Here is a 24301-nt window from a genome sequence, read left to right on the forward strand (position 1 = left end):
CACTCATGTTCTCAACACGCAGATACTCCCTGCCGCCGAACCGATCGCTCGATAACGAGAACGCTCCTTAATGTGCGAGCGCGTCACAGCTCAATCACTATCCAGTGACCCCCGCCCCCTCCGCAATCACGATCCCGACCACGCCGGCGGCCGGCCACATGCTGCCGGTGACGCATGCCGAGCGGGTCAATCCGGAGATCCTGCGGCACATCTGGCGCGCGGAGGAGCTGGCGAGACTGGAGCTCGCCGCCGATGCAAGGCCGGCCGACGCGGCGCAGCCGGCTGGCTCGGACGGGACGCATCTGGTATTCAGGAGGCCCTCATTTTGGGACTAGTTTGCCGATGATCTCGCGTGTGAAGCAAGTGATGGGTTTCGCTTCCGCCTTCGCTCTTCGAGCTACGGCGGACAAGCCGCTCCACCCATCCTACGCAGCCGCTCTACTGCTTCTGCTCGCAGCTTCTCCCGCGCTTGCCGCTGATGAGGCCGCCGTGCCGAAGGGCGCGGCCGTCACGGTGCTGAAGGCGTCGAAATTCTGCTTCGACAATATCGTCGAGGTCACAGGCATCGTGATGCCGCGCGACGAGCAGCAGATCCGGCCGGATCGCTTCGGCTTGAAGGTGGCGGAAGTGAATGCCGACCCCGGCGACACCGTCACCGCGGGCCAGGTGCTGGCGAAGCTGACCGACGGCACCAATACCAGCAACCTCACGGCGCCGGTGGCGGGCACGATCTCGACGTCGTCGGCGATCGTCGGCAGCCCGGCCTCCGGCAAGGACGCGCTGTTCTCGATCATCACCAGAAGCGAATACGATCTGGTCGGCATGGTGCCGACCCGCGACATCGCCAAGCTGAAGACCGAGCAGACCGCCAAGCTGCGGATCCTCGGCGCCGGCGATGTCGACGGCAAGGTGCGGCGGATCGCGCCGACCATCGAGCCGAACAGCCAGCTCGGCCAGGTGTTCGTGGCGATCGGCGGCACCAGGCGGCTGCTGGTGAATTCGAGCGGGCGGGCGCAGATCAAGACCGGGCAGAGCTGCGGCGTCGCGGTGCCGCTGACCGCGATCCTCTATTCCACCGCCGGCACCGTGGTGCAGGTGGTGCGGGGCGGCCGCGTCGAGACGCGGCGGGTCGAGACCGGGTTGATGTCGGCGGGCCAGGTCGAGATCCGCGACGGCATCCAGGAAGGCGACATCGTGGTCGCCCGCGCCGGCGCGCTGCTGCGCGAGGGCGATCCGGTGCGGCCGGTGGGGGCGAGCGCGGATGCGAAGTAGGTGGGGTGATCGAGCGCGGTGGAAGCAGCGATAGTTAGCGATGCGTCCAGCAGCGGAGCAAGCGGCACCCCTCTCCCTAACCCTCCCCCGCATCCGCCTTCGCCAAGAGGCTTCGGCGGACAAGAGGGGGGAGGGAACCCATCCGCCGGTAGCTGCCTTACGTAGAGCTGCAGTGAAAGCAATACGCTGCTACGCGCGTGAGGTGAGCACGCAAGTCAGGCTCCCTCCCCCCTTGCGGGGGAGGGCTGGGGAGAGGGGTTCTCTCCACACAGCATGTTTCTGATTTGGGATCGGTGCGCGCAGACCAGTCGCAAGCCGCTCAGCCGCCGAGCTTGATGTCTTCCAGCAGCGAGGACGACACGCTCGGCACCTGCTCGCCTTCGCTGGCGCGAGAGATCGCGACGCGGGTCTTGTTGAAGGCGGTCTCGGCGCCGGCCTGGGCGTTGAGGTTTTGGATCAGTTCGGAGACCAGCACGCTGTTGGCGCCCTTGGAGTCATCGGCGACCTTGCCCGGCGTCGCCGAGCTGAGAACGATGCTGTTCTCCGGCGGGCTGATCGGCGCGAGGCCGTGCGAGAAGGCGCGGAAGCGGCGCTCATAGGGATTGCGGCGCGACGCATCGAGCACCACGAGTTTTGCTTTCGCGCCACGCTCCTTCATCGCATCGAGCACGGACTCGACGCTGACGCCGGTGCGCTTGACGTCGGCTTCCTTCCAGATCGTGGCATCGACCGGGATCATGTAGCTCTCGCGGCCCACCTGCACGCCGTAGCCGCCGAAGAACAGCATCACGACGGTGTCGGGGCGGATCTTGGCCTTCATGCGCTCGACCGCGCGGAACATATCGTCCCTGGTCGCATCCTCGACCACGTCGACGTCAAAGCCTTCGCGGCGCAGCGCCGACGACAAAGTGCGGGCATCGTTGATCGGCTGGGCCAGCGGCGCGGCGGCGTCCGGGTAATGGCCGTTGCCGATGATCAGCGCGAGGCGGGAGGTGCCGGTCGGAATGCTGCCGGTCAGCTCGGTGGTCACAGGCTTGTCGGCATCCGGGACGCGCTTGTTGAGCGCGGCATGGGCACCGATCGCCAGCGACACCGTGGCGGCCACCGCCACGCAGACGGCGATGGTGCGACGGGAAATCTGAAGCTGCCTAAGGTTCATAGCGTTCCTAGTCCCAATCCTTGTCCCGAAGGCGCTCGAACGAAATCGCGCCAGTTAGTCGCGTCAGTGACGGTCAGGTTTAATGGGGTTGAGCTGTGTGTGCCGTCGATTGATCTCAATTTGCGGCGCCGCAACAAACATTCCCTTAACCCGGACGGCCGGCCGGGGCAACCCGGTTTGCTGCATGCTGCCGCCCGGCACAGGGCATTGACGCCGTTAAGATCCCGTTACGTGATCTCGGTCACATTTGTGTTTTGTACGGATTCATGTAGCTTTCCAAAGGCTTGCGAGTTTGGGGGAGGACCGGAGGAAACACCGTCCGGGGCGGCGGCGTTAACCGGTTCCTTGAGAAAGGGATTCATGAGCCTTCACGAGATCGCCGGGGCCGTGTGCCGGTCGCTGACCGCCAGGAAGGACGGCCCGTCGCTGTACGACGTCTGCGACCCCATCTTGCAGGCCTATCGCGGCGGCGACGCCCATCTCGGGAAGTTCTACCGGACCGCGCTCGGCAATCCGCCGCTGCGTACGCTGCTCCGCCGCACCGGCCTGCCCGCACTGAAGGACCCCGGCCGCCTTGCCGGCCTGCGCGCGGCGTTGACCGCGGCGCGCGATGGCGAGGCGCCGGACTGGGCCGCGATCGGCGCCCCCGTCGCGGACCTGATGGACGGCATCGGCGTGCGCCACCCCCGCCCCGCCGGCTGCGGCGGCGCCGGGCCGCCCGCCGGCAATGGCCGAGATCGACCGGGTGATCCGCAAGACCGGCGCGCATCTGCTCGCCTCATTCGGCAGGAACGGCTTCATCCCGACCTATGCCGCCTTCAACCTGATCGGCGATCCCGACCTGGGCGGGCGCGAGATGCTGATGGCGCTGACCGGGCTGAACGCGCGCGGCTACAAGAACTCGACCCTGCTGTTCGGCCTGGCGCGGATCTTCATCGCGCATTCGCCGGCGCGCGCACTGATCAACCCGGCCTGGCGCGGCATCGCCGAGCCGATGTGGGAGCCGGTGCAGATCCGCCACCGCTCGGCCTATTACGACGCGTTCTTCACCGAGGCGCTGCTGGGCTTTGTCGAGACCGGGCTGGCGTCACCGGATGAGGCCGGCGCGGCGCGGCGCGCGATCGCCGACATGGTCGAGTTCTGCCTCAGGACCAGCGCCGAGGAGGTGCCGTCGCATGACGGCGCCACGGTGAAGGTCATCACCGCGCTGGCGCCGGGACCGCATCCGCGCTTCTCGCGGTTCTTCGCCCAGATCAAGCAGGACCTCGGCTTCGGCGTCTATGTGCCCGACTGCGACACCACGGCGTGCGCGTTCTCGGCCGCCACCCAAGCCGGCTCCGACGATCCGATCCTGAAGCAGCCGCTGCTCGATTTCTACCGCGGCTATCAGGTGCGATCAGGCGCCAACGAGCCTGTTGTCACGGTGCCGCTGAACGACAACATCGATTACGAGGGCGGCGTCGTCACCTGGATCGACAACCTCAAGGGCGAGCGGCCCTATGGCAACGACCTCGACCCGACGCTGAACCTCGACATCCTCGAGGTCTCGTTCCGCAACCTCGCCCGCTGGCAGATCATCGAGACGCCGCAGCGGCTGGAGACGGTACATCGCATCATCGCCTTCCAGAGGAATCTGGTCGAGAGCGGCGCGTTCAGGAATCCGCGCTCGCATATTTATTATTTGCCGGAGCTCTATTCGGCCTATTTCGGCCGCTGCTATGCCGCCTTCATCGCGCTGCCGCTGGCGGCGCAGCGCATCATCGATCCCGGCAACGTGTTCGCGCTGATCCGCGCCCGCGTGCTCGGCTATGTCCAGAGCGAGCTGATCGCCCATGAGATGAACCCGTTCGACGCCGCGCTGGCGCTGATGGCGCTGGCGCACCTTAACGCCGAGATCTCGAGCTTCACGCCGGCGCTGCACTGCATCGTACAGGGCCTCGGCGAGGGCGGCCGCAAGGGCCCCTACAGAGCCTATGAATGGAACAAGATGAAGACGCCGACGCGCATCCTGGTCGGCGGGCCCGAAGTGACATCGGCGTTCGTGCTGATGGCCCTGGCGCTGGCGCGGAAGCGAATGGCGGGCGAATAGCGAATGGCGAAGAAAGCCACCCCTTCCCTATTCGCAATTCGCCACTCACCATTCGCCCCTGGATGACGCGAAGTTGACACTGGCGGAAACACGACAGCACTGGCAGGGTTGCCCAATTGCCCGCACAATCGTTGGGCACTGACCGATCAACGCCAAAGCCCTTTGAACGACAAGAACCTGGCCGGGAACGCCGATGCTGAAGACGCTGCTCACTGCTGGCCTGCTGCTGTCGCTGCCGACGCTGGCTGTGGCGGCCGACATCACCGGCGTGCCGAAGATCCGCGACGGCGACCAGCTCATGATCGGCAGCGTCAAGATTCGGCTCGGCGGCATCGATGCGCCGTCGACCGACCAGCTCTGCCTCAACACCAAGGGTGAGCGCTGGACCTGCGGCGTCGCCGCGCGCGACGAGCTGATCAAGCATGCCGGCAACAAGAGCTGGACCTGCCACGCCCGCTCGGTCGACCGCCGCGGCCGCACCGTCGCGCGCTGCGAGGTCGATGGTGAGGACATCCAGAAGTGGATGGTCGCGAATGGTTGGGCGCTGGCCTACACCCGCGTCTCGCATGACTACGAGCCGGACGAGAAGGCCGCGCGCGAGGCAAAAGCCGGGATGTGGCAGGGCGCGTTCATCGCACCGTGGGACTGGCGCGTGCGCAACAAGAAGACCATCGTGCTCGGCGCGGTGAAGCCGCCGGAGGGCGCCAATGCGATCCTGCTCGCCTCCGCCTCCGGGCCGGTTGCGCCCTCGCCCGATTGCACCATCAAGGGCAACGTCAACCGCTCCGGCGAATGCATCTTTCATCAGCCGACCAGCCGCTGGTACGCCAAGATCGAGATGAAGATCTCAAAGGGCACGCGCTGGTTCTGCTCGGTCGAGGAAGCCGAGGCCGCCGGCTGTCGCGAGACACGGCGCTAGCGCGCGCGACGCAGTGATCCGGAAGCGTGTGCCGTGACCGATGTCGAGATCGATCCGTCTCCCGCGCGCCGGCGCAGCCGCCTCCGGCAAGCGCAGATGCTGCTGCTGTTCGTGCTGGTCATCTATCTGATCGCGGCCTATCTGGTGCTGCCGGCGCTGTGGACGCATTACGAGCACCAGAAGGGCCTCGCCAATCTGCCGATGGTGACGCGTACCGCGCAGGGCATTCCCGGCGATCCGATGAATGTCGGGCTGATCGGCGACACCAGGGACGTGGTCTGCGCCATGCACGAGGCCGGCTGGTTTCCGGCCGATCCGGTGACACTGAAATCCTCGATCGAGATCGTCGGAAGCGTGCTGCTCGATCGCCCCTACAAGGATGCGCCGGTGAGCAGCCTGTTCTATCTCGGCCGCCGCGAGGACCTCGCCTTCGAGCGGCCGGTCGGATCGAGCGCCGATCGCCGCAACCATGTCCGGTTCTGGCGCGTGCTCGACCAGGGTCAGGAGAAGCGCCCGGTGTGGCTCGGTGCCGCGACGCTCGACCGCAGCGTCGGCGTCAGCCATTACACCGGCGCGGTGACCCATCATATCGGACCCGACCTGGACGCCGAGCGTGCGCTGCTCGCCACCGACCTCGAGTCCGCCGGCATGGTCACCGCGAAATATCAGGTGACCGGCATCGGTCCGACCTTCAACGGCCGCAATGGCGGCGGCGATCTCTATTACACCGATGGCGAGATCTGGGTGCTGCGGCTGGTCGAGGCCTGCAATAAGAACCACGGCGCGGTCGCGCAGATCCCGAGTCCCGCCGCGACCGAATTCAAGGACCAGATCTGGCGCGCGGTCGTGGAGTCGATCGGCAAATAGGCCGCTGCTACCCGGTTTTGGAAATGCTGGATTGCTCCGTCCGGCTCGCAATCGAAGCCGCAATGGAATATTGTCCCCGCTCGACCCCTCACACGCATGATTTGCGTTGCTTTACCCAAAAGGAACAGGACGATGACCGTTCGCGCGGGCCGGGAATTTCTGGCCATCCCCGGGCCCACCACGATGCCCGATCAGGTGCTGCAGGCAATGCACCGCCCAGCGCTCGACATCTACTCCAGCGAGATGCTCGAACTCACCGACGGCCTGCTGCGCGATCTCTCGAACCTGTTCGCGACCAAAGGCAAGTCCTACATCTACATCGCCAACGGCCACGGCGCCTGGGAAGCCACGCTCTCCAACGTGCTGTCGCGCGGCGACAAGGTGCTGGTGCTCGAAAGCGGGCGCTTCGCGATCGGCTGGGGCCAGGCCGCGGCCGCGATGGGCGCCGATGTCGAGGTGCTGAAGGGCGACTGGCGCCGCGCGATCCGCCCGGCCGAGGTCGAGGAGCGGCTGCGGCGCGACAAGGAGCACGCGATCAAGGCGATCCTCGCGGTGCAGGTCGATACTGCCTCCGGCGCCTATAACGACATCGAGGCGATCGGCAGGGCGATCAAGGCCGCCGGCCATCCCGCACTGTTCATGGTCGACACCGTCGCCTCGCTCGGCTGCATGCCGTTCGAGATGGACAAATGGTATGTCGACGTCGCGATGTCTGGCTCGCAGAAGGGCCTGATGACGCCGCCCGGCCTCGGCTTCGTCGCCGCCAGCGACCGCGCCTGGGACGCGCACAAGAAGGCCGATCTGCGCACGCCCTATTGGGACTGGACCGAGCGCGAAGGCTCTGAGCACTACCGCAAATATGCCGGCACCGCGCCGGTGCATCTGTTGTTCGCCTTGCGCGAGGCGATCAACATGCTGCACGCCGAAGGCCTGGAGAACGCCTTCGAACGGCACCGCCTGCTCGGCGAAGCGGTGCGCCGCGCGGTTGCGGTCTGGGGCGAGGGCCAGGTGCTCGGCTTCAACATCGCCGAGCCCACCGAGCGCTCCAACACGGTGACGACGGTGACCGTGAAGGGCGCCGACCCCGCCGCGATCCAGCGCTACGCCAAGGAGAAATGCGGCGTGGTGCTCGGCACCGGCATCGGCGATCTGCAGGGCCAGGCCTTCCGCATCGCGCATATGGGCCACGTCAACGCGCCGATGATCCTCGGCACGCTCGGCGTCATCGAGGTCGCACTCACCGCGCTGAACATCCCGCACGGCAAGGCCGGCGCCGACGCCGCCATCCAATGGCTCGGCGAGAACGTGAAGGCGTAAGGCCAAGGGATCGATGACTCGCATCTCAAACCCGTCATCCTGAGGAGGCCGCGGAGCGGCCGTCTCGAAGGATCGACGGCCCGGCTGACGCCGCGAGCGAATCGGAGTACGCCGGGATATCCGGGCCGTGCATCCTTCGAGACGCGCGCAAGCGCGCGCTCCTCAGGATGACGGGACGTCTTTCACGATGTGACAAGAGGCATCCAACGCGTGCTTGCTACTTGGCCGTCGCGACGTATGCTTGATTCAAGCGTACGCGAGCCAGAACCAACGCCATGGGCATCTACGTCTACATGCTTCGCTGCGCCGACAACTGTCGGCAGTGCAACGGGCGACGATCTCACGCCGCGCATCGAACAGCACAATGCGGGTGCGTTCCCCGGCTACACCTACAATCGCCGGCCGGTGGTTCTCGTCTGGTCGGAGTATTTCGACCGTATCACCGACGGCATCGCTGCGGAGCGCCAGATCAAGGGCTGGAACCGGGCGAAGAAAGAAGCGCTGATCAAATCGGATTGGGACACAATCAGCCAACTGGCGCGTCGTCGCAGCGCAACTGCTTCCCCGTCATCCTGAGGAGGCCGCAGAGCGGCCGTCTCGAAGGATCGACGGCCACGCTCCCGCGGCGAGTGAATCGGAGTACGCCGGGATATCCGGGCCGTGCATCCTTCGAGACGCCGCGCGTTGCGCGGCTCCTCAGGATGACGGGCCGAGGGAGACGCAACAAGGCCTAGCCACGACTTATTGAACAGGCACGTCCACTTTTCGGCGCCGCGGATTTCCGCTTTACTGCCGGCAACAGCCGGGCACTGATCCCTGCAGCACAATAAAATGGAGGGATCGCTTGGCATCGGTGGAATTGCGCGGCCTGGTCAAGCGGTTTGGATCGTTCGTCGCGGTTGATGACGTCTCGCTCAAGATTGATCACGGCCAGCTGGTCTGCCTGCTCGGGCCGTCCGGCTGCGGCAAGACCACGACGCTGCGGCTGATCGCGGGCTTCCTCGAACCATCGGACGGCGAGATCCGCGTCGGCGACCGCGTGGTGTCCTCGAAGGCCCGCACGCTGCCGCCCGAGCAGCGCAACATGTCGATGATCTTCCAGAGCTACGCGCTGTGGCCGCACATGACGGTGGCCGAGAACATCGTCTATGGTTTGCGCCTGCGCAAACTGGATCGCGACAGCATCGCCAAGAAACTCGCCGCGATCCTGGCGACGACCAAGCTGGAACCGCTGGCGCAGCGCTATCCCGGCGAACTGTCCGGCGGCCAGCAGCAACGCGTCGCGCTGGCACGTGCGCTGATCGTCGGCCCGGAGACGCTGCTGCTCGACGAGCCCTTGTCCAATCTCGACGCCAATCTGCGCGAGGAGATGCGGTTCGAAATCCGTCGCCTGCATGACCAATATCGCTACACCACGGTCTACGTCACCCACGACCAGTCCGAGGCGATGACGACGGCCGACCTGATCGCGGTGATGAATGCCGGCAGGATCGACCAGCTCGGCAGCCCCGAAGACATCTATGCGCGGCCGGAATCCGAATTCGTCGCGCGCTTCATCGGCGCCGCCAATGTGATCAAGGGCATCGCGCGCGACGCGACCCATGTTGAGTTCGCGGGTGCCGTGCTCGAGGTGGTCGGCGCAAAATTAACCGCTGGCCAGAGCGCGCCGATCGCGATCCGCCAGCATGAGATCCAGCTCTCGACGCGCCCGCCCGCCGCCGCGCCAAACACGCTCAAGGCCGTCGTGACGCGCCAAGTCTATCTCGGCATGAACCGCGACACCATGGTGGAAACCGCTGACGGCACCTCGCTGCGGGTGACCACGCCGACGGAGACCGCCGTCGAGAAGGGCCGCGAGGTCTGGCTGACATTGCCTCCCGAGCGCTGCCGCGCGCTCAAGCGATAACAACAAGAAACGGGCGAGGCGATGCGCAGACCGCTTTCCACGCGCGATGTCCTGAAAGGCTCTGCGGCACTTGCCGCCGGCACGGTGTTCGCCTCGCCGGCGCGTGCCGCCCAGGCCGAGGGCAATTACGTGACCGAAGAGAGCGCGATGCGCGGTTGTTTCGGGTGTGAGCCATGAGGTCGCGCCATACCCACCCTCGTCATTCCGGGGCGCGCGCAGCGCGAGCCCGGAATCCATTTCTGAGCTTGCGCCTGTGGCCCGATGGATTTTGGGCTCATCGCTTCGCGATGCCCCGGAATGACGGGGAGGGAGTCTTGACATGACGACCACCACCTCCCTATCCCCCAAACCCCGCATCGACTGGACGCGCCCGGTGCTATGGCTGTTCGCTGCGGTGCTGATCCTCCTGATCCTGCTGCCGCTGTCGTGGCTCGCGGTATTCGCCTTCACCGACAAGAACCGCCATCCGACGCTTGCAAACTTCGTCACGCTGTTCAGCAATCCCGACTTCCTCGATCCGCTGCTGACCACCGCGATCATCGCGACTGCCTCGGCGCTGATCTGCTGCATCGTGGCTGCGCCGATCAGCTGGCTGGTGTCGCGCACCGACATGCCGGGCCGGCAGACCGTCCGCGCGCTGGTGACGGCCTCGTTCGTGACGCCGCCGTTCCTCGGCGCGGTCGCCTGGGAATTGCTGGCGGCGCCGAATTCGGGGCTCCTGAACCAGCTCTACCGGCTGTTCGCGGGCGAGGATGCGGATGCGCTGTTCAACATCTACTCGATGACCGGGATCATCTTCGTGATCTCCTGCTACACGTTTCCGTTCGTGTTCGTGCTGGTGGCCAATGCGCTCGACACCATGCCGGGCGAGCTGGAAGACGCCTCGGCGATCCTCGGCGGCAATGCCTGGACCACCGCGCGGCGGGTGACGATCCCGCTCGCGCTGCCTGCGCTGGTCGCAGGCGCATTGATCGCCTTCCTGCAGGCAATGACGCTGTTCGGCTCGCCCGCGATCCTGGCGCTGCCCGCCGGCTTCCACACCATGACCACCAAGATCTGGAGCCTGTTCCAGTATCCGCCGAAGCTCGAACTCGCGGCCGCCGCCGCGGTGCCGCTGCTGGTGCTGACCATCCTGCTGTTGCAGGGCCAGAAGGCGCTGCTCGGCCGCCGCGGCTATTCGGTGATCGGTGGCAAATATGGCGCGCCGCGACGCGTCGAGCTGCGCGGCTGGCGCTGGGCCGCGCTCGGCTTCTGCCTGCTGGCGCTGCTCAATCCGGTCTTCCTGCCCTATCTCGCCCTGCTCAACGCCGCGTTCTCGCCGAACGCCACCACGCTGGTGACGCCGTCGACGGCGACGCTGCACAACATCATCTTCGTGTTCACCGAACTGTCGTCGACCCAGCTCGCGCTGAAGAACACCGTGATTCTCGGCACCGCGACCGCGACCATCGGCACCATCCTTGCGCTGGTGATCGCCTATGTCACCACGCGCAAGGTGATCGCCGGCCACCGCGTGCTCGGCTTCCTTGCCACCGCGCCGGTTGCGGTGCCCGGCATCGTGCTCGGCGTCGGGCTGTTCCTGAGCTACACGCGACCGCCCTTCGTGCTCTACGGCACGCTGTGGATCCTGCTGCTGGCGTTCCTCACCATCAATCTGCCCTCGGCCTACCAGCAATTGCAGGCGGCATTCGCGACCATTCATCCCGAGCTCGAGGAGGCGAGCCGCATCCTCGGCGCGACGCGGCTGCAGGCGCTGCGCCAGATCACGGCGCCGCTGCTGCGCACCGGCGTGATCGCGACCTGGTGCTTCATCTTCATCGGCGTGATGCGGGAGCTGTCGGCCGCGATCGTGCTGTTCACCTCGCAGACCAAGGTGCTGTCGGTCCTGATCTACGATCTCAACGAAGGCGGCGACCTCGCCGCGATCGCGGTGCTCGGCATCGCGATGCTGGTGATCACCTTCGCCGTGGTGCTGGCGGTGAACCGGATCCCGATATCCGGCGGCAATGCGGGTGCGAGGCTGCGGAACGGGTAGTTCGATCCATCCACATCGTCATTGCGAGGAGCGAAGCGACGAAGCAATCCATCTATCCATTCGGGGAAGGATGGATTGCTTCGCTCCGCTCGCAATGACGGGGATGGAGCGCAGCAACCCAATGAGCCCCAACCATCTGGCAATCGCCACATTCATCCCGATATAGTGCGGAACCCCGCATTATGAGGATCGAGTGACCAAATCCGCCACCACGACATCGCCCCCCGTCGCGCCGCGCCGGCCGCATTCCTTCACCACCCACGGCATCACGGTGACCGACGACTACGCGTGGATCAAGGATCCGAAGTGGCAGGAGGTGCTGCGCGATCCCTCGATCCTCGATCCTGACATCCGGAGCTATCTCGAAGCCGAGAACGGCTACACTGAGAGCCTGCTCGGCCATACCGACGCGTTGCAGAAGCGACTGGTCAAGGAGATGCGCGGGCGGATCAAGGAGGATGATTCCAGCGTGCCCTCGCCGGACGGCCCGTTCGCCTATTTCCGCAAATTCCGCGAGGGCGGCCAGCACGAGCTGTACTGCCGCACGCCGCGCGACGGCGGCGAGGCGCATGTCGTGCTCGATGGCGACGCGCTGGCAAAGGACCACAAATATTTCAAGTTCGGCGGCAGCCGGCATTCCAACGACCACCGGCTGCATGCCTGGAGTGCCGACACCAAGGGCTCGGAATATTTCTCGATCCGCGTGCGCGACTGGGCCACCGGCGGCGATCTCGACGACCTCGTCGAGGAGACCGACGGCGGCGTGGTCTGGGCCGCGGACTCCAAGAGCTTCTTCTATGTCAAGCTCGACGACAATCATCGCCCGATGCAGGTGTGGCGGCACAAGCTAGGCACCAAACAGGCCGACGACACCCTGATCTATGAGGAACAGGATCCCGGCTGGTTCACCCATCTGCACGAGAGCGCCAGCGGCCGCTTCTGCGTGATCGCCGGCGGTGATCACGAAACCTCGGAGCAGCGGCTGATCGACCTTTCCAATCCCGACGCACCGCCGCGCCTGGTCGCGGCGCGCGAGGACGGTGTGCAATATTCGATCGCCGACCGCGGCGACGAGCTGTTCATCCTGACCAATGCCGACGACGCCATCGACTTCAAGGTCGTCACCGCGCCGCTCGCCACGCCCGAGCGGGCCAACTGGCGCGACCTGATCCCTTATCGAGAAGGTGTTTATGTGCTCGACGTCGAGCTCTATGCCGGCCACATGGTGCGGCTGGAGCGCGCCAACGCGCTGCCGGCGATCATCATCCGCGACCTCCAGGCGGGCGAGGAGCACGCGATCGCGTTCGACGAGGCGGCCTATTCGCTCGACACCATGGGTGGCTACGAGTTCGACACCACCAATCTGCGCTTCGCCTATTCGTCGATGACGACGCCGTCGGAGGTCTATGACTACGACATAGCGACGCGGACGCGCATCCTGCGCAAGCGCCAGGAGATTCCGTCCGGCCACAACCCGGCGGATTATGTCACCACGCGCATCATGGCGACCTCGCATGACGGCGCGCAGGTGCCGGTCTCGATCCTGCATCGCAAGGACTTCGTGCGCGACGGCCAAGCGCCACTGCTGCTCTATGGCTACGGCTCCTACGGCATGGCGATGCCGGCGTCGTTCGCGACGAACCGGCTGTCGCTGGTCGACCGCGGCTTCGTCTACGCGATCGCGCATATCCGCGGCGGCGCCGACAAGGGCTGGGGCTGGTATCTCGACGGCAAGCGCGAGAAGAAGACCAACACGTTCGACGATTTCGCCGCCGCCGGGCGCGCGCTGATCGCGGCGAAATACACCGGCGAAAAGCGCATCGTCGGCCATGGCGGCTCGGCCGGCGGCATGCTGATGGGCGCGGTCGCCAACCGCGCCGGCGAGCTGTTCGCCGGCATCGTCGCCGAGGTGCCGTTCGTCGACGTGCTCAACACCATGCTCGACGACACGCTGCCGCTGACGCCGCCGGAATGGCCGGAATGGGGCAACCCGATCGAGAGCGAGACGGATTTCCGCACCATCCTGTCCTATTCGCCCTACGACAATGTCGCAGCGAAGGATTATCCGGCGATCCTGGCGATGGGCGGGCTCACCGACCCGCGCGTGACCTATTGGGAGCCGGCGAAATGGATCGCGCGGCTGCGCGCCACCATGCGCGGCGGCGGCCCGGTCTTGCTGCGCACCAACATGGGCGCCGGCCACGGCGGCGCTTCCGGCCGTTTCAACCGGCTCGACGAGGTCGCGATCGTCTACGCGTTCGCACTGTGGGCGGTCGGGATGGCGGACAAGGCGGAGGTGTAGCGAGGCCTCTCCCCATCGTCGTCCCGGCGAAGGCCGGGACCCATACCGCGTGATCTATCGAGCGGGGACGTCGTAGTACCACGGCGTGCAACGCAACTGCCGGTCTTCGCCAAATTGCTCCCTGTGGTTTTGGGTCCCGGCCTTCGCCCATGTGCGTTAAGGTAGTGGATACATGGTTTGATAGCGGCGCTTTTTCCTCGGGGGCTCGCGGAGGTGTCGGCGAAGAGTGGAGAGAGATCGGCGAAGGCGAGCCATTGTCGGCTGCGGAATGATCGCCTGCAGGAGTGAGGCGACGAGTTGGCGGAGCAAGCGCCACGCGCCGGGGCGGGTCAGGCGGCGTCCGCCAAGCGGGGAGAGTCCTCGAGTTCGTCGACAAGCGGCTCGAGCAAGAGAATAACCAGCAGATGAGCGAGGATGTGAGGTCGGGCCGTTCGTTCGTCAGTTCCCGGCGGCCCCTTCAGGCCGATCAGGCTCTTCAGTCGCTTGAAGCCCAGTTCGATCCGCCAGCGCAGGCGATAGAGGGCGAGAACATCATCCGCGGTGAAGTCATCCGGAGCAAGTGAGGTGACCAGGATGACCCAATCGGCGGCCTCAAGCGTTTGCTTGGAGAGCTGATGGCCTCCCTTCTGTGCGGTCCGGTGCGCCTTGCGTCGTGCCTCGGCAGCAGCCTGTTGCGGCTTCTTGATGGCGACCAGACGCACGGCGAGCGGCGCGCCGTGCTTGGGTTTGATCCAAATCGGACAATCGATGAGGCCTCGTTCCGCCGCCTTGCGCAGCTCAGCCATGAGGTCCAGCGCACAGCCTTTGCAATCGAGCCAGCGCGCGCTCTTCCAACCAGCCCGAATGACGAAGTCTGCGCCGGCCTCGATCAGCCGTGCCATGCGTTCCGGCTGCAAATAGGCCCGATCGGCAAGACGGATTTCGCCCGCAACCACCGGGATCCGGTCGAGCGTCTCGCCTTCTTGCTGATCGGTCAGTTCGAAGTGGCCAAATCGTTCCTGCGGAAGATCGAACGCGCTGTGAATGCGCCACACCTCGTTCTTCTTCCTGGCATCCAGCGCTTTCTTCGGCACCGTGGTAGCATCGATGATCCGGATCAAGCGACCTCGGCTTGCCTTCGGGGCAGCGGCAGCAAGCGCCTGACCCACCAGCAGCGCCAGCCAATCTCCGCACTGACGCAAACGATACAGCAACGCCACGCAGGAAATGTCGACAAGGCCGACCGATGTCGCCCATGCCGCCGTCGAGCGAAGTCCCCGCTCACTCAAACAATAAGCCAGGATCAGCCGCAGCAAATCCACCGCACTCCTAATCTCGCGCGGACGCACGAAAGCCTTCGTCTCACGTGCCGTGCGATTGAGTGCTTCTGCCCCACCGAGCCGGGTCACGACGCCCGCCCAGTCGCCATTCACCAGCGATTCGTGTGTCATTCCATGCTGGAATCACAAACGATTCCGCCACACAAGCCTATTTTAACGCCGATGGGCCTTCGCCGGGACGACAGCGGAGCGTGTGGCGATTGTTAATGAAGAACGGACAGCGGCCTCGCCTACCGTCCCTTCGCCTTCCGCCACGCCGCAAAATCCGTCAGCGTCTGCTCGTCGGTCGCGGGATAAAGACCGAAGATGCCGCGGCCGTTCTGGACCTGCTCGGTGACGAAGTCCTCGAACGCGGTCATTTCGAAGGTCTCGGCCGCGATCTCGTCAGCGAGATGCGCCGGGATCACGATGACGCCGTCGCTATCGCCGAGGATCACGTCGCCGGGAAACACCGGCGCGTCGCCGCAGCCGATCGGCACGTTGATCTCGATCGCCTGGTGCAGGGTCAGATTGGTCGGCGCGCTCGGGCGGTGATGATACGCCGGGAAACCGAGCCGCGCGATCTCGGCCGAATCCCTGAATCCGCCGTCGGTGACGACACCGGCACAGCCGCGCTTCATCAGCCGCGTCACCAGGATCGCGCCGGCAGAGGCTGCGCGCGCATCCTTGCGGCTGTCCATGACAAGCACCGCGCCCGGCGGGCAGTCTTCAATCGCCTTGCGCTGCGGATGCGCGCGGTCGCGGAACACCTCGATCGTATTGAGGTCTTCGCGCGCCGGCATGTAGCGCAGCGTGAAGGCCTCGCCGACCATGGTCGGCTGATCCGGACCGAGAGGGTGAACATCCTGGATCATCTGGATGCGCAAGCCGCGCTTGAACAGCGCGGTCGCGACGGTGGCGGTGGAGACGGATTTCAGTCTGTTGCGGGTGGCGTCGCTGAGTTTTGGCATGGGTGCTCCTATCTTCGTCATTCCCCGGTGCGCAATTGCGCACCTGAGGGCTCGCGAAGCGAGAGCCCGGAATCCATTTCTCGACAGCGCATGCGGCCTGATGGATTCCGGGCTCGCGCTCCGCGCGCCCCGGAATGACGGGAAACTAATAAATCGACGGCTCGCCGACCGGCTTGCCGAACCCGGTCTCGAGGAAATCGAAGTCGCAGCCCTCATTGGCCTGCTTGATGTGCTTGGAGAACATCCAGCCATAGCCGCGCTCGAAGCGCTTCTCCGGCTGCTTCCATTCGGCGCGGCGGCTGGCCAGTTCCGCCTCCGGCACATCGAGATTGATGGTGCGCGCGGCGACGTCGAGCGTGATGCGGTCGCCGTTCTTCACCAGCGCGAGCGGGCCGCCGATATAGGATTCCGGCGAGACGTGCAGGATGCAGGCGCCATAGCTGGTGCCGCTCATCCGCGCGTCCGACAGCCGCACCATGTCGCGCACGCCCTGCTTCACGAGCTTGGTCGGGATCGGCAGCATGCCCCATTCCGGCATCCCCGGGCCGCCCTGCGGCCCGGCGTTGCGCAGGATCAGGACATGATCGGCCGCGACGTCGAGATCGGGATCGTCGACCGCCTTCTTCATCGACGGATAATCGTCGAAGACCAGCGCCGGCCCGGTATGCTTGAGGAAGCGCGGATCGCAGGCGGACGGCTTGATGACGCAACCGTCGGGCGCGAGATTGCCCTTCAGCACCGCGAGCGCACCCTCCTTGTAGATCGGGTTCTCGACCGTCCGGATCACGTCGTCATTGTGGACCTCGGCGCCGTCGATGTTCTCGCCGAGCGTCTTGCCTGTGACGGTCATGCAATCGAGATGCAGATGCGGCTTGATCCGGTTCATCAGGCCGGGCAGCCCGCCGGCGTAGAAGAAATCCTCCATCAGATAGTGGTCGCCGCTCGGCCGCACATTGGCGATCACCGGCACCTTGCGGCTCGCGATCTCGAAATCATCAAGCGAGATGTCCTGGCCGGCGCGGCGCGCCTGCGCAATGAGGTGAATGATGGCGTTGGTCGAGCAGCCCATCGCCATCGCGACCGTGATCGCGTTCTCGAACGCTTTGCGGCTCTGGATCTTCTGCGGGGTGAGATCCTCCCAAACCATCTCGACGATGCGGCGGCCGGCCTCGGAGCTCATGCGGATGTGGTTGGCGTCGGCGGCGGGGATCGACGAAGCACCCGGCAGCGTCATGCCGATGGCTTCGGCGATCGCGGTCATGGTCGAGGCCGTGCCCATGGTCATGCAGGTGCCGTAGCTGCGGGCGATGCCGGCCTCCATGTCAACCCAGTCCTTGTCGGAGATCTTCCCCGCACGCCGCTCGTCCCAGTACTTCCAGGCATCCGAGCCGGAGCCGAGCGTCTTGCCCTTCCAGTTGCCGCGCAACATCGGCCCCGCCGGCAGATAGATCGCGGGCAGGTTCATGCTGGTAGCGCCGAGCAAGAGCCCCGGCGTGGTCTTGTCGCAGCCGCCCATCAGCACCACGCCATCGACCGGATGGCCGCGCAGCAGCTCCTCGGCATCCATCGCCAGCATGTTGCGGTAGAGCATCGTGGTCGGCTTCAACAGCGATTCCGACAGCGACAGCGCCGGCAGCTCCAGCGGAAAGCCGCCGGCCATCAGCACGCCACGCTTGACGTCGTCGACCCGGCTCTTGAAGTGCATGTGGCAGGGCTGCGCGTCCGACCAGGTGTTGATGATCGCGATCACCGGCCGGTCGCGCCATTCCTCCGGCGCGTAGCCCATCTGCATCGCGCGCGAACGATGCCCGAAGGCTCTGAGATCGTCGGGCGCAAACCAGCGTGCGCTGCGCAATTGATCCGGGGTCTTGTTCTTGTTCGTCATCGCCATGTCTCGATGCCATGTGTCTCGACTATGCTCGCGCGCGGTCACGGCGCGCGTAGGCCCTGCGCCACGCATATACAGGATTTCCGGAGGTGTCGTCCCGCGCCAGGCGCAGACGTGCCGTTCGCCGAACGTGCGCTGCACAAACTCGGCGATATGACAATCAGGGCAAAACCGGCTTGGGCTTACTTCTGCTGCGCCGTCATCACGATGCGAACCAGATCGGCGGCGTTGCGCGCACCGAGCTTCTTCATGATGTTGGCGCGGTGATCTTCGATCGTGCGCGGGCTGATGCCGAGATGGCGTCCCGCCTCCTTGTTGGAGGCGCCGGCGGTGAATTGCTCGAGCACCTCGCGCTCGCGGCGGGTCAGCGGCTCGCGGCCCGGGAAGTGCAGCGCGGCGATGCGCGAGGCCGAGGTCTCGGCCTGCCGCCTGGTATAGGCGTCGATCGCCTCATTCAAGCGGCTGACGATCTCGTTGCCGCGGAACGGCTTCTCGATGAAATCGAGCGCGCCGTTCTTGATGGCGCTGACCGCCATCTGAATGTCGCCCTGGCCGGAGATCATGAAGATCGGCGCCGGGTAGTCCTCGCCGTGCAGCTCCCGCAGGATATCGAGGCCGGATTTGCCGGGAATGTGGACGTCGAGCAGGATGCAGGCCGGGGTCCGGCTGCGCGCCACCGCGAGCAGCGCTGCACCGTCCGCAAAGCAGATCACCTTGTAACCGGCGGTCGACAGGACCACGGAAAGCGTCTCGCGGACGGCGGGATCGTCGTCGACTACAAAGATTTCCCCGCGAGGAGCGCCATTCTCAACCATATGCATCGTCCATCAGTGGTGAAGCGTGCTGCCCAATCTGCACAAGACCTAACTCGACCATCTCGATCAATGGACCCGTATTTGTACGGGACGTCCGCTTAACGCACAAGTAGCACCGCGTTCCCTAAAACCGGGGGCGGTGGAGAAACATGCATGGAAAATGCAGCGGTGGACGGCGTTGCAATGTGCCTGGACGAGGGCAGTGATCCCTACAATCTGATCGTGACCGAGCTGGTCGCGCTGATCGGCCACGTCCAGGCGAGCCTGCGGCTGATCGAAGCCGCGATTGCGCGCGAGGCCCTGCTGGCCGAGCAGGACGGTGCTGCCGATATCGTCGTCCTTGACGACGTCACCCCGCGCTATGTCGCAGCCTCGACCGCCCTGAAGGCCAGCGGCACCGGCCTTGGCGCGGCACTCGACCGGCTGCGCGATTCAGGCGTGCCGAGACGCCTCCTGAACTGATGCCGGGCCGGCCAGCGCCGCTTCGTGGCATCGCGTAAAGTCGTCCCCAAGCCCGGATCATGTCTTCTTGAGGGTCAGGCCTTGAGCGTCAGGCTCTGGCCCGCTCTTCGTCGGCGGCCGAGCGCCGCTTGCTCGGCTTGCCCTTGAGGAAGCTGATGTCCATCTCGGTGCCGTTGACGCGGACCAGCTCGCAGCGGCGATAGGCAAGCCCGGTCGAGGACAGCAGCAGGAAGAACTCCTTCAGATTGAGCCCCTGAATGGAACCCTCGACCGTCAGCGACGCGTCGTTGTCGGAGATGGCGTTGAGCTGGCAATCGCGCCGCCAGGTTCCGTCGATGGCCATGATGCAGACATCGACGCCCCGGCTGAAGGTGACCCGCTCAACGGATTTGCCGTCCTCGGTCATCGCTCAATATCCGACCGCCATGGCCGGTCTCGGCATCGCAAGCGCCGGGGGCACGCCGCTCGGGCGGTACAGGCCACGGCGCTCGGGTATCGGCTTGAACGTGTCGGTGAGACCGACCACGGTTTCGGCGGCGCCGAGCACCAGGAAGCCGTCGGCCTCCATCTGCCGGGCAAGGCGGTTGAAGATGTTGATCTTGGTGTCCTGGTCGAAATAGATCAGCACGTTGCGGCAGAAGATCACGTCGAAGGTGCCGAGCTGGGAGAAATCGTGCAGCAGATTGAGCTGACGATGCTGCACCATCGAGCGCAACTCCGCATTGATCTGCCAGAGCTCACCCGACTGCTTGAAGTATTTGACCAGCAGCTGGATCGGCAACCCGCGCTGCACCTCGAACTGGCTGTAGATGCCGGCCTTCGATTTCTCCAGCACCTCCTGCGACAGATCGGTCGCGATGATCTCGACCCGCCAGCCCGCGAGCGCGGCGCCCATCTCCTTCAGGCACATCGCAAGCGAATAGGGCTCCTGGCCGGTCGAACCGGCGGCGCACCAGATCCGGACGCTGCGGCGCGCGGCGCGCGCCTTCAGCACGTCGGGCATGATGGTGTCGCGGAAATGGTCGAACGGCACCTTGTCGCGGAAGAAGAAGGTCTCGTTGGTGGTCATGGCTTCGACCACCTGGACGGTGTGGGTGGACGAGCCGGCCCGGATCTTGGCGACCAGGTCGGGGATGCCGGACAGGCCGCTCTTGCGCGCCAGCGGCAACAGGCGGCTCTCGATCAGATACTGCTTGTCCGCAGACAGATCGAGACCGGAATGGTCTTTCAGGAGCTTACGCAGATACTCGTAGTCGGGGGGCGTCACGGGAGCCTCGCAAGGGCAAAGAGTGAAACTGGGTGTCAGGCTTCGGCCGACGCATCGAGCGCCAGCAGACCCACTTCCTGGAATTTCGCGATCACGATGTCCTTGTCGAACGGCTTCATGATGTACTCATTGGCGCCGGCATGCAGCGCGCGCGAGATATGGTCGATGCCGTTCTCGGTGGTGCAGAACACCACCTTCGGTGCGTCACCGCCGGGCATGCGGCGGAGCTGCACGAGGAATTCGAAGCCGTCCATCACCGGCATGTTCCAGTCGAGCAGCACGGCGTCCGGCAGGGCGCGCTTGCAGGCCTCGAGCGCGACCGCGCCGTCCTCGGCCTCGATGACGGTGAACTCCATTCCTTCGAGGATGCGGCGCGCGATCTTTCGCACCACACCGGAATCGTCGACGACAAGACATGTCTTCATGGGTTGGCCTCCTTGTAGAATCCGCCGTCTGTGCGGCGGAGCGTTATGCTGCAGCAGCTGTTTTGGGCACCAGTTCGAGCACGCGATCGACGTCGAGGACGACCATGAGCTGGCCGTCGAGGCGGTGGACGCCGCCGGCGAGCTTGGCCATGCGGGGATCGAGGTTGACCGGATTGTCCTCGCGGCTGTCGTCGGGCAGCCGCAACACCTCGCCGATCTGGTCGATCAGCAGGCCATAGGATTCGCCGCGCTGGTCGACGCCGACCGCCATCGGCGGCTGACCGTCATCGGCCTTCGGCAGGCCGAGCCGGGCGCGCATGTCGACCACGGTGACGATGCGGCCGCGCAGGTTGAGCACGCCGGCGATCTCGCTGGACGACAGCGGCACCCGCGTCAGCCGCTCCGGCATGAACACGTCCTGGACGCGAGAGATCGGCAGCCCGAACAGCTGGCCGCCGATGACGGCGGTGACATATTCGGCGACCGCGCCTTCAGTTGTCTCGGTCTTGCTGGTCATTGGTGTGTTTCCCTCAAGCGGCCCGACGCATCTCGGCGGTCTGCTCTTTCAGCGCCGCGATCAGCCCGGGACGGTCAAACTTGGCGACATAGTCGTGGAAGCCGGCCTGCCGGCCGCGCTCGATCGCCGCCGGCGACACCATCGCCGACAGCGCGATGATCGGCAGCTGGTTCAGATTGTGGTCAGATCGGATGTTCTCGGCGAACTCGAAGCCGTTCATCTCGGGCATCTCGATATCGGTCAGCACGACGTCGAAGGCCTGCCCCGAGCGCAGCGCGGCGAGGCCCTCCTGGGCATTCGGCGCGGTCCTGACCTTGTAGCCGGCAGCCTTCAAGACCGGCGCCAGCATGTTGCGGAAGAACGCCGAGTCGTCGACCAGGAGCACCGATTGTGCCGAGGCCGACGGGCGCATCTCCTTGCGCGAGAACCAGTCGGCGAACGCCATCGGCAGGAAGTGGCCGACGTCGATCACCTCGGTGGCCTGCCCCTTGATCACCGCCGAGCCCAGAATGCCGTCCTGGGAGCCGGCGACCTCGATATTGAGCCGCTCCTCGACGATGTCGATGATCTCGTCGACCACGAGCCCCATCGAGCGGCCGTCGTCGGCGAACACCAGGATCGGCTGCGCGCCCTGGCTTTGCACCTCGACCCCGGCCATCTGCACCAGCGGCATCAGCTGCTCGCGGTACTGCACCATGTAGCGGCCGTTGCTGAGCTCGATCTTGTCGGTCGCGATCTCCTCCAGCCGGGTGACGAGGCCGAGCGGCACCGCCTTGGGCTGGCTGGAGCCGGCGCGGAACACCAGCAGCGAAGTCAGCTGCTCGCCGCTTGCGGCGTGGGCATTGGCGCTGTCGTCGGCCATGTCATGGGCCGAGGAGCCGGAGGCGCCGAGCGCCTTGGCAATCCCGTTGGGGTCGATGATCATGATCACGGCGCCATCGCCCAAAATGGTGTTGCCGGAGAACATGTCGATGTGCCGCAGCTTCGTGGACATCGGCTTGACCACGATCTCCTCGGTGTGGAACACGCCGTCGACCACGATGCCGAAGGTCTGGCTGCCGACTTGGGTGACCACGATGAAGCCGTTCTCGGCATCTGACGTGGTGGCGCCGTCGTCGATCTTCAGGAGCTTCTTGAGATGGATCAGCGGCAAGAGCTTGTTGCGCAGCCGCAGGACCGCGGTGTCCTTGATCCGCTCGATGCGGTGCTCGGAGTTGGCGCGGGCCCGCACCAGCTCGACCACGGAGAGCTGCGGGATGGCAAAACGGTCGCCGCCGGCTTCGACGATCAGGGCGGAGACGATCGCCAGGGTCAGCGGGATCTTGATGGTGACACTGGCGCCCTCGCCGGCCACGCTCTTGATGTCGATGGTGCCGCCGATCTGGTCGATATTGGTGCGCACCACGTCCATGCCGACGCCGCGGCCGGACACCGAGGTCACCTGCGCTGCGGTCGAGAAGCCCGGCGCGAAGATGAACTTGTGGATCTGGGCTTCGGTCATCTTCTCGAGCTCAGCCTCGGTGACGAGGCCGTTCTGGAGCGCCTTGGCCTTGATCCGCTCGGTGTTGAGCCCTCTGCCATTGTCGGCGATGCAGATGATGATGTGGCCGCCTTCGTGATAGGCGGAGAGGCGAATGGTGCCCTGCTCCGGCTTGCCGGCGGCGAGGCGCTCGGCGGTGGTCTCCAGCCCATGGTCGGCGGAGTTGCGCACCATGTGCGTCAGCGGATCCTTGATCAGGTCGAGCACCTGGCGGTCGAGCTCGGTGTCGGCGCCGTGCATCTCCAGCTCGATCTGCTTGCCGAGTTCGCCGGAGAGGTCGCGGACGATGCGCGGCAGCTTCTGCCAGGCATTGCCGATCGGCTGCATCCGCGTCTTCATGACGCCCTCCTGCAGCTCGGCGGTGACGTTGGAGAGCCGCTGCAGCGGCACCTTGAACTCGGTGTCCTCGTTGCGCCTGCTAATCTCCAGCAGCTGGTTGCGGGTCAAGACCAGCTCGGAGACCATGGTCATCAGGTGTTCGAGGGTGTCGACATTGACCCGGATCGACTGGTTGGCGATCTTGTCGCCTTCCTGGACGTCGGTCTCGGCGGCCGCCTTGCGGGCCGGCTTCTTGGCGGCCTCGGCCGGCTCGGCGGCGGGTGCGGCGGCCACCGGCTTGGCGGCCGGCGCCGGTGCGGGTACGGGCGCAGTCACTTCGGTCTCGGTCTCGCGGAAGGCGCGCTCGAGCTCGTCGAGCGAGACCTCGCCCGGACGCAAGGGGCGCTCCAGCGTCTGCACCACCAGCGTGCCTTCGGTCATTGCCGCCTGCACCGACGGGGCTTCGACGACGGGCACATCTTCTTCGGCGACATCAGCAGCCGCCATTGCGGCCATGCCGCGCTCGACCATGGCCTCGAGCTGATCGATCAAATCGCGGTCATTGCCCTCAGGCTCGGCTTCGGTTGCCTCGAGCCCGGCCAGAATCTCCTTGATGCGGTCGATCGAGGACAGGATCAGCGTCACGGCTTCGGCCTTCACCGGCATGCCGTCGCGGAATTTGCCCATCAAGGTCTCGCCGGCATGCGCCAGCGCTTCCAGCCGCGGCAGTCCGAGGAAGCCGCAGGTCCCCTTGATGGTGTGCACAAGGCGGAAGATATTATCCAGGATCTTTGCGTTGTTCGGATCCTGCTCGAACTGCACCAGCTGGTTGTCGACCGTGTCCAGGCTCTCGCTGCTCTCCGTCAGGAACTCGCGCAACAGATCGTCCATGGATAGGTCCCCTCAAGGTGCTACGGAACGCTCGCCTCGCATC

At 65.5% G+C, this 24301-nt stretch carries 20 protein-coding genes and 2 pseudogenes; 12 read left to right on the plus strand and 10 right to left on the minus strand.

What is annotated here, in order from left to right; translation table 11 throughout:
- The first annotated feature begins 104 nt into the window (after window positions 1–104).
- Complete coding sequence (locus tag ACVMB0_RS06665) at window positions 105–335, plus strand: hypothetical protein (RefSeq protein ID WP_461345699.1); 231 nt, start codon at window positions 105–107, stop codon at window positions 333–335.
- A 154-nt stretch (window positions 336–489) separates the two neighbouring features.
- On the plus strand, window positions 490–1272 hold the full coding sequence (locus tag ACVMB0_RS06670; protein WP_461345700.1) for an efflux RND transporter periplasmic adaptor subunit: 783 nt from the start codon (window positions 490–492) through the stop codon (window positions 1270–1272).
- Window positions 1273–1591: 319 nt separating this feature from the next.
- Here the strand turns inward: ACVMB0_RS06670 and ACVMB0_RS06675 are convergent, their stop codons facing one another.
- On the minus strand, window positions 1592–2431 hold the full coding sequence (locus tag ACVMB0_RS06675) for a caspase family protein (protein ID WP_461345701.1): 840 nt from the start codon (window positions 2429–2431) through the stop codon (window positions 1592–1594).
- A 360-nt stretch (window positions 2432–2791) separates the two neighbouring features.
- On the opposite strand from ACVMB0_RS06675, the pseudogene ACVMB0_RS06680 reads away from it, so the two are divergent.
- The 9 genes and pseudogenes from ACVMB0_RS06680 to ACVMB0_RS06720 all read left to right on the plus strand — a co-directional run bounded on the left by ACVMB0_RS06680 (window position 2792) and on the right by ACVMB0_RS06720 (window position 13866).
- A pseudogene (locus tag ACVMB0_RS06680) lies at window positions 2792–4520 on the plus strand (hypothetical protein).
- Window positions 4521–4713: 193 nt separating this feature from the next.
- The gene (locus tag ACVMB0_RS06685) at window positions 4714–5439 is read left to right on the plus strand and encodes a thermonuclease family protein (RefSeq protein ID WP_456751587.1); all 726 of its coding nucleotides are present in this window, start codon (window positions 4714–4716) and stop codon (window positions 5437–5439) included.
- A 96-nt stretch (window positions 5440–5535) separates the two neighbouring features.
- Window positions 5536–6306, plus strand: coding sequence for an LssY C-terminal domain-containing protein (locus tag ACVMB0_RS06690; protein WP_461349609.1), 771 nt, complete (start codon window positions 5536–5538; stop codon window positions 6304–6306).
- Window positions 6307–6438: 132 nt separating this feature from the next.
- Window positions 6439–7623, plus strand: a complete 1185-nt coding sequence (locus ACVMB0_RS06695; protein WP_456751585.1) for a pyridoxal-phosphate-dependent aminotransferase family protein — start codon at window positions 6439–6441, stop codon at window positions 7621–7623.
- A gap of 275 nt (window positions 7624–7898) precedes the next feature.
- Window positions 7899–8199, plus strand: a pseudogene (locus ACVMB0_RS06700) (GIY-YIG nuclease family protein).
- Between the two features lie 277 nt (window positions 8200–8476).
- The gene (locus tag ACVMB0_RS06705; protein ID WP_461349610.1) at window positions 8477–9529 is read left to right on the plus strand and encodes an ABC transporter ATP-binding protein; all 1053 of its coding nucleotides are present in this window, start codon (window positions 8477–8479) and stop codon (window positions 9527–9529) included.
- 21 nt (window positions 9530–9550) lie between these two features.
- Window positions 9551–9706, plus strand: coding sequence for a hypothetical protein (locus ACVMB0_RS06710; protein ID WP_461345702.1), 156 nt, complete (start codon window positions 9551–9553; stop codon window positions 9704–9706).
- 142 nt (window positions 9707–9848) lie between these two features.
- Complete coding sequence (locus tag ACVMB0_RS06715) at window positions 9849–11564, plus strand: ABC transporter permease (protein WP_461345703.1); 1716 nt, start codon at window positions 9849–9851, stop codon at window positions 11562–11564.
- A 193-nt stretch (window positions 11565–11757) separates the two neighbouring features.
- The gene (locus ACVMB0_RS06720) at window positions 11758–13866 is read left to right on the plus strand and encodes a S9 family peptidase (protein WP_461345704.1); all 2109 of its coding nucleotides are present in this window, start codon (window positions 11758–11760) and stop codon (window positions 13864–13866) included.
- A 329-nt stretch (window positions 13867–14195) separates the two neighbouring features.
- On the opposite strand, the gene ACVMB0_RS06725 is transcribed toward ACVMB0_RS06720, so the two are convergent.
- The 4 genes from ACVMB0_RS06725 to ACVMB0_RS06740 all read right to left on the minus strand — a co-directional run bounded on the left by ACVMB0_RS06725 (window position 14196) and on the right by ACVMB0_RS06740 (window position 18838).
- A complete protein-coding gene (locus tag ACVMB0_RS06725) occupies window positions 14196–15278 on the minus strand; it encodes an IS4 family transposase (RefSeq protein ID WP_461345437.1) in 1083 nt (360 codons plus the stop codon).
- Window positions 15279–15415: 137 nt separating this feature from the next.
- A complete protein-coding gene (locus tag ACVMB0_RS06730; RefSeq protein WP_461345705.1) occupies window positions 15416–16135 on the minus strand; it encodes a ribonuclease activity regulator RraA in 720 nt (239 codons plus the stop codon).
- Window positions 16136–16280: 145 nt separating this feature from the next.
- Window positions 16281–18020 carry an L-arabinonate dehydratase gene (araD, locus tag ACVMB0_RS06735; protein ID WP_461345706.1) on the minus strand — a complete coding sequence of 580 codons (1740 nt, stop codon included), beginning with the start codon at window positions 18018–18020 and terminating at the stop codon, window positions 16281–16283.
- Between the two features lie 185 nt (window positions 18021–18205).
- Window positions 18206–18838: a response regulator transcription factor gene (locus tag ACVMB0_RS06740; RefSeq protein WP_456751580.1), complete on the minus strand. Its 633-nt coding sequence runs from the start codon at window positions 18836–18838 to the stop codon at window positions 18206–18208.
- 153 nt (window positions 18839–18991) lie between these two features.
- Here ACVMB0_RS06740 and ACVMB0_RS06745 point away from each other — a divergent pair, with 153 nt between their 5' ends.
- On the plus strand, window positions 18992–19300 hold the full coding sequence (locus ACVMB0_RS06745; protein ID WP_461345707.1) for a hypothetical protein: 309 nt from the start codon (window positions 18992–18994) through the stop codon (window positions 19298–19300).
- 88 nt (window positions 19301–19388) lie between these two features.
- On the opposite strand, the gene ACVMB0_RS06750 is transcribed toward ACVMB0_RS06745, so the two are convergent.
- Genes ACVMB0_RS06750 through ACVMB0_RS06770 form a run of 5 tightly spaced genes read right to left on the minus strand, consistent with a single transcriptional unit; the run spans window position 19389 to window position 24258 of the window.
- On the minus strand, window positions 19389–19706 hold the full coding sequence (locus ACVMB0_RS06750; RefSeq protein WP_212023244.1) for a PilZ domain-containing protein: 318 nt from the start codon (window positions 19704–19706) through the stop codon (window positions 19389–19391).
- Between the two features lie 3 nt (window positions 19707–19709).
- Window positions 19710–20567, minus strand: a complete 858-nt coding sequence (locus ACVMB0_RS06755) for a CheR family methyltransferase (protein WP_461345708.1) — start codon at window positions 20565–20567, stop codon at window positions 19710–19712.
- 35 nt (window positions 20568–20602) lie between these two features.
- Window positions 20603–20992, minus strand: coding sequence for a response regulator (locus ACVMB0_RS06760; RefSeq protein ID WP_456751577.1), 390 nt, complete (start codon window positions 20990–20992; stop codon window positions 20603–20605).
- Between the two features lie 43 nt (window positions 20993–21035).
- A complete protein-coding gene (locus tag ACVMB0_RS06765; RefSeq protein ID WP_461345709.1) occupies window positions 21036–21509 on the minus strand; it encodes a chemotaxis protein CheW in 474 nt (157 codons plus the stop codon).
- Window positions 21510–21522: 13 nt separating this feature from the next.
- Window positions 21523–24258 (minus strand): hybrid sensor histidine kinase/response regulator, encoded by a 2736-nt coding sequence (locus ACVMB0_RS06770; protein ID WP_461345710.1) that lies wholly within the window; start codon window positions 24256–24258, stop codon window positions 21523–21525.
- Window positions 24259–24301: the final 43 nt, after the last annotated feature.

The organism is Bradyrhizobium sp. USDA 4451, from assembly GCF_054822585.1.

Coding starts and splice junctions, on each gene's coding strand:
- ACVMB0_RS06745 (WP_461345707.1), top strand. CDS start 18,992: ATGGAAAATGCAGCGGTGGACGGCGTTGCAATGTGCCTGGACGAGGGC.
- ACVMB0_RS06770 (WP_461345710.1), bottom strand. CDS start 24,258: ATGGACGATCTGTTGCGCGAGTTCCTGACGGAGAGCAGCGAGAGCCTG.
- ACVMB0_RS06765 (WP_461345709.1), bottom strand. CDS start 21,509: ATGACCAGCAAGACCGAGACAACTGAAGGCGCGGTCGCCGAATATGTC.
- ACVMB0_RS06710 (WP_461345702.1), top strand. CDS start 9,551: ATGCGCAGACCGCTTTCCACGCGCGATGTCCTGAAAGGCTCTGCGGCA.
- ACVMB0_RS06730 (WP_461345705.1), bottom strand. CDS start 16,135: ATGCCAAAACTCAGCGACGCCACCCGCAACAGACTGAAATCCGTCTCC.
- ACVMB0_RS06750 (WP_212023244.1), bottom strand. CDS start 19,706: ATGACCGAGGACGGCAAATCCGTTGAGCGGGTCACCTTCAGCCGGGGC.
- ACVMB0_RS06695 (WP_456751585.1), top strand. CDS start 6,439: ATGACCGTTCGCGCGGGCCGGGAATTTCTGGCCATCCCCGGGCCCACC.
- ACVMB0_RS06740 (WP_456751580.1), bottom strand. CDS start 18,838: ATGGTTGAGAATGGCGCTCCTCGCGGGGAAATCTTTGTAGTCGACGAC.
- ACVMB0_RS06760 (WP_456751577.1), bottom strand. CDS start 20,992: ATGAAGACATGTCTTGTCGTCGACGATTCCGGTGTGGTGCGAAAGATC.
- ACVMB0_RS06675 (WP_461345701.1), bottom strand. CDS start 2,431: ATGAACCTTAGGCAGCTTCAGATTTCCCGTCGCACCATCGCCGTCTGC.
- ACVMB0_RS06685 (WP_456751587.1), top strand. CDS start 4,714: ATGCTGAAGACGCTGCTCACTGCTGGCCTGCTGCTGTCGCTGCCGACG.
- ACVMB0_RS06715 (WP_461345703.1), top strand. CDS start 9,849: ATGACGACCACCACCTCCCTATCCCCCAAACCCCGCATCGACTGGACG.
- araD (WP_461345706.1), bottom strand. CDS start 18,020: ATGACGAACAAGAACAAGACCCCGGATCAATTGCGCAGCGCACGCTGG.
- ACVMB0_RS06690 (WP_461349609.1), top strand. CDS start 5,536: ATGCTGCTGCTGTTCGTGCTGGTCATCTATCTGATCGCGGCCTATCTG.